This is a genomic window from Candidatus Omnitrophota bacterium, assembly GCA_018894435.1.
Lineage (GTDB): Bacteria > Omnitrophota > Gorgyraeia > JAHIPI01 > JAHIPI01 > JAHIPI01.
The window spans coordinates 1-5,717 of sequence record JAHIPI010000092.1; the positions used below are offsets into that span (position 1 = coordinate 1).

At 46.9% G+C, this 5,717-nt stretch carries 4 protein-coding genes; all 4 read left to right on the plus strand.

What is annotated here, in order from left to right; all coding sequences use genetic code 11:
* Nucleotides 1-1,067 (plus strand): DUF4912 domain-containing protein (locus tag KKI13_07955; GenBank protein MBU4488975.1); only part of this gene is annotated, 1,067 nt, incomplete at its 5' end.
* A gap of 36 nt (nt 1,068-1,103) precedes the next feature.
* Nucleotides 1,104-2,762: a DUF1957 domain-containing protein gene (locus tag KKI13_07960; GenBank protein ID MBU4488976.1), complete on the plus strand. Its 1,659-nt coding sequence runs from the start codon at nt 1,104-1,106 to the stop codon at nt 2,760-2,762.
* Between the two features lie 5 nt (nt 2,763-2,767).
* Nucleotides 2,768-4,195: a glycosyl hydrolase family 57 gene (locus KKI13_07965; GenBank protein MBU4488977.1), complete on the plus strand. Its 1,428-nt coding sequence runs from the start codon at nt 2,768-2,770 to the stop codon at nt 4,193-4,195.
* 21 nt (nt 4,196-4,216) lie between these two features.
* Nucleotides 4,217-5,680, plus strand: a complete 1,464-nt coding sequence (locus KKI13_07970; GenBank protein MBU4488978.1) for an amidophosphoribosyltransferase — start codon at nt 4,217-4,219, stop codon at nt 5,678-5,680.
* The last annotated feature ends 37 nt before the right edge of the window (nt 5,681-5,717 follow it).

Here is a 5,717-nt window from a genome sequence, read left to right on the forward strand (position 1 = left end):
CGCCTCCCACTTATAAAAAATATGTACCTAAAAAAGATTTTACAGATACTTACGACCTTCCGTCTTATGATTCAACAAATCTCACTCTAATCGCAAGGGATCCCCGCTGGATACACGCCTATTGGGATATAGCATCTTCTTCAAGAGATACGCTTAAAAACCGGATTGGCGATGAACTGGAAAGATCCGCACATACCCTAAGAATGTACGATGTTACATTCGTGGATTTCAACGGCGATAATGCCAACCACTGGTTTGATCTCGATTTCGACCCGGGGGTTACTAATAATTGGTATGTCAATTTATGGTCGGACCGCGCAAGTTATTGCGGAGAAATAGGGCTTCGGTTGCAGAACGGAAAGTTCTTTCCCTTTACGAGGTCAAATGTGGTCCAGACGCCCACAAAGCGGCCGTCTGAGCGTTCCGAAGAGATATGGATGAGAGTGGATGATGATTCAAGCAGAGCCCCGTTCGTTGTGGCGGAGGCAAAATCCGGAAATAAACAGAAGCCGGCGAGAGGCCCTGCGGCATCCGGTTCAAGAAGAATTTATTTGAGCGAGGAAGATGTAAAGGCATATTATTCAAGATTATCGCCGTCATTGCGCGATGTGCTTCGCGAGCGCCTGACGCGCTTCGGAAATAGATACGGCCTCACTGTGAGAAAAGAGGAGAATTTTCTGGATGAAGTTTTGCGCCGGGGGCTGACAAAGGGCCAGTTTTTGAAGAGGATTATTCTGGGGTCTTCCGAGGAACTCGTGCTTATGGGCGGCGCAAGCGAATCGTTGGGCGCCAGCGAAATGGGCGCGAGCGAGCGGATAGACGCAAAGCGGAAATTCTTTTTTGAAGCGGGAACAGAACTTATTGTATACGGCAGGACCGAACCGGATGCGTCAGTGCATCTGGGCGAGAAGCAAATACCCCTACGCAGCGACGGAACATTCACTTTGAGATTTGCCCTTCCCGACGGAGGCAATATCCCCCTTGATTTTACGGCGCGATCGAAAGATAAGCTCGAAAAACGGAGAATCGAGACAGAGGTTTGGCGCAAGTTTACTAAGTACGAATGACCTTCCTGCCGTAATTTAGTTTCGGAGTAAACTCATATGCATAAAGGCTACGTTTCACTTGTATTACATGCGCACCTCCCATTTGTACGCCACCCCGAAGAGGAATATTTTCTGGAAGAGAACTGGCTTTATGAGGCCATCACCGAAACATATATTCCCCTCATACATGTCTTCGAAGGCCTTATTAATGACGGCGTGAATTTTAGGATAACCATGTCCATGACGCCGCCTCTCGTTTCCATGCTAAAGGATCCGCTTCTTCAGGACCGCTACATACGCCATCTTGATAAACTGATAGAACTTTCCGAAAAAGAGATAGAGCGCACAGGCTATCAATCGCATTTTCACGGCCTGGCCCTGATGTACCGACGGAGATTTCTGGAAGCGAAGGAGACGTTTGTCACGAAATATAAGAAAGACATAGTCTCCGCATTCAAAAAATTTCAGGAAAAGGGATTTGTAGAGATTATAGCCTCCTCGGCTACACATGGTTTTTTGCCCATACTGTCTGTCAATCCGTCCGACATGAAAGCGCAGATAAATATAGGCGTCGAAAGTTATAAAAAGACTTTTGGCAGGCCTCCGCGCGGTTTTTGGCTGCCGGAGTGCGGCTACTATCCCGGAGTAGACGAGTTTCTTAAGAAGGCCGGCATACGATATTTCTTTGTAGATTCTCACGGTATTATAAACGGCGACCCATCACCTAAATACAGCGTCTACGCGCCCGTATATTGCCCGTCGGGAGTCGCGGCCTTTGGCAGAGACTGGGAATCTTCCAAACAGGTCTGGAGTTCTAAAGAGGGATACCCGGGAGATCCGGATTACAGGGAGTATTACAGAGATATAGGCCATGAGCTGGATTATGAATATGTAAAACCATACATACATCCGCAGGGAATAAGAGTAAATACGGGTATCAAATATTGGAGGATAACCGGAAATAATGAATATAAAGAAGCATATGTGCCTGACTGGGCGAGAGAAAAGGCCGCTATGCATGCCGGAAATTTTATGTTTAACCGGGAGAAGCAGGTAGAGCATCTTTCGGCCCATATGTCGAGAAAGCCGATTATAGTCGCCCCCTACGATGCGGAACTTTTCGGTCACTGGTGGTTTGAGGGGCCGATGTGGATAGATTTTCTTATGAGGAAGATGGCTTACGACCAGAAGACGGTAAAAATGATCACTCCTTCGGAATACCTTTCTGAATATCCGGTGAATCAGATGTCGTTACCGTCGGCATCTACGTGGGGTTGGAAAGGCTACAGCGAATTCTGGCTGGAAGGAGGCAATGACTGGGTCTACAGGCATCTGCACAGAGCCGGCCAGAGAATGGCGGAACTGGCGAAAAAATTCTACAAACCGGCGAAAAAGATGACAAAATCCGCCAGAGGCGGACCCGCCGGAGGCAGATCCGCCTCCGGCGGGAAAAAATCCGGCAAGGATGTCGTCGAGCGCGCGCTAAACCAGGCGGCGAGAGAAGTTTTATTAGCGCAATCGAGCGACTGGGCTTTTATTATGAAGACCGGAACTATGGTCCCATATGCGCACAAACGCTCCAAGTGCCATATAACCAGGTTTACCCGCTTGTATAATGACCTTATGAGTGGTAAGATAGATACCGATTGGCTCAGCGAATTAGAGTACAGAGACAACATTTTTAGTAATATTGACTGCGCGAAATATTATAAGTAGTAAATATGAAAATAACCGACTTCCCAAATATATGCGGTAATGAAAGCAAGATAGTAAAGGCCGTAAAAGGCGGCCGAAGCCTTTACGCATCAATTTCCAATATTAAACCGGACAAAATCCAATCCGGATTCGGCATTGCGCTTCACATGCACCAGCCGACGATCCCCGCCGGGACGAATGACTTAAAACATGCCCCATTAATAAGCAATCTTCAGCACATGATGGAGCACCCGGACGTAGGAGATAACCACAATGCGTCGGTATTTTTGCAGTGCTACTCAAGAATGTCGGATTTTGTAAGGGAATTTGTAGCCCATCATCACAATCCGCGTATCATGTTGGATTATTCTGGTAATCTTTTATGGGGATTGCAGCAGATGGGCGAGGGCGGAGTGATAGATAATCTAAAGCTTGTGACCTGCGGCAAAAAATATTACCGCTATGTTGAATGGACGGGTACAATGTGGTCGCACGCAACGGTTTCATCGACGCCCGTTCCCGATATAAGACTTCACATAATGGCGTGGCGGTGTCATTTTGCTTCTATCTTTGGCGAGGAGGCGCTTTCGAGAGTTAACGGCTTTTCGCCGCCGGAGATGCACCTTCCGATACATCCCGATGTATGCTTTGAATATGTGAAGGCCTTAAAAGAAGCGGGGTATGAATGGCTGATGGTCCAGGAGCATACGATAGAAAATTTGGACGGTGGCGGAATAAGAAAGCCCAATTTTCCGCACAGGTTGATTGCCAAAAATTCGTTAGGCGAGGTCGAGGAGATAACCATAATAATAAAGACGCAGGGTTCCGATAATAAACTTATAGGCCAGATGCAGCCTTATTACGAAGCTAAGACGAGGAATCGGGAAGATTATGCGGGCCGAAATATCCCGCCTTTTGTCTTTCAGATAGGCGACGGTGAAAACGGCGGCGTCATGATGAACGAATTTCCTCCGATGTATAAGCAGGTTTTTGACGAGGCAGGCACTGAAGGTGTAGTCGCTATGAACGGCTCCGAATATCTGGAGCTCATAAAGGAAAGGGGAGCTAAAGAGGAATTATTTATACCCGTACAGTCGGCTTCGCAGCACAGGATATGGGAACATGTCAAAGATTATCATCCGGGCGCGTGCGATGAGGCTATACAGAAAGTTCATGAAAAAGATTCCAGTTTCAATCTGGATAAAGGTTCGTGGACAAATGACAAGAACTGGGTAAAAGGATACGAAAATATTCTCGATCCCATAAATAAACTTAGCGTTCTATTCCACAGAAAATATGACGGGGCGGCAGTGGACACCAAGGACCCGGCATACGCGCGCGCACTTCTCTATCTTTTACTTTCCGAAACCAGCTGTTTTAGGTACTGGGGTCAGGGAATTTGGACGGATTATGCGAAAGAGATCTGCAGAAGAGGTATTGAGGCATTGAAATAATAAATCAGAAAGGGCAAAACAATGAGCGGGATTTTTGGAGTTGTCTCAAAAACGGATTGCGCGGAAATTTTATTTTACGGAACGGATTACCATTCACACCTAGGGACGGAATACGGAGGCATGGCTGTTTTAGGCAGAGATTTCTCGCGCCATATTCACAATCTAGGCCAGACGCAGTTCAAATCAAAGTTCTATGAAGATTATAAAAGGATGAGAGGCAATAAAGGGATAGGCGTAATAAGCGCCCTTGAAGAACAGCCGATATATCTGAAGTCGAAATTCGGGCCTTTTTGCATAGTGACAAACGGCTATATAGAAAACGCCGAAAAGCTCGCAAGTGAGCTCTTAAAAAAAGGCGCGTCATTCAGCGAAGTAAGCAAGGGTACTGTTAATGCTACAGAGCTCGTCGCAAAGTTGATCACGCAAGGTAACAGCATAGTCGACGGTATAGAAAAGATGTTTGAAGCGATAGAGGGCTCATGTTCGCTTTTATTGCTCAATAAAGACGGCGTTTATGCGGCGAGGGACAGATTTGGATACACGCCGCTTATAATCGGAAAACGCGGCGATGCGTATGCGGTCACATCGGAAACAAGCGCCTTTCCGAACAGCGATTTTGAGATAGTAAAATATCTTGGGCCCGGAGAAGTGGTTTTAATAAATGAGTTCGGTATGGCAGGAAAAAGTCCCGCGAGAAATCAGGAGCAGATATGCGCGTTCCTTTGGATATACACAGGTTTTCCCGCGTCTAATTATGAGGGGATAAATACGGAGGTCGTAAGAGAGCGATGCGGCAGGCTTTTGGCAAAACGCGACAAAGATATAGAAGTGGATGTTGTCTCCGGCGTACCGGATTCGGGTATTGCTCACGCCATTGGCTATGCTATGGAATCAGGAAAACCGCTCCGCCGGCCGCTTGTAAAATACACACCCGGTTACGGCAGGAGTTATACGCCTCCGTCCCAGGAGACAAGGGACCTTGTAGCAAAGATGAAAATCATAGCGATACGCGAAATAATAGAGAATAACCGCATCGTCGTCTGCGAAGACTCAATAGTAAGAGGCACGCAGCTCAAGAATTTCGCCGTAAAGAAATTATGGGATTCCGGCGCCAAAGAGATCCACGTAAGGCCGGCCTGCCCGCCGCTTATGTTTCCATGCCGATTCAACCTCTCGACGAGAAGCATCAAGGAATTGGCCGCGAGAAAGGCCATTCACAGCTTGGAAGGCCGCGACCTGGAGGATGTATCCGAATATGTAGACTCAAATTCCGAAAAATATAAGAAGATGGTCGAATGGATCACAAAGGATTTAGAAGTTACTACAATAAGGTATCAGACCGTAGATGATATGGTGAAAGCCATAGGCCTGCCCAAAGAAAAGTTGTGTTTATATTGCTGGACCGGCGAATGCCCGGGGAGTAAGTTGTGCGGCAAAAAAGCCGACAAATTTAACAAGAAACCGTTAGAAACGAAGATGGTTTAAAAGGTAGGGGGCGTTCAAACGTCCCCTACGATTAAAA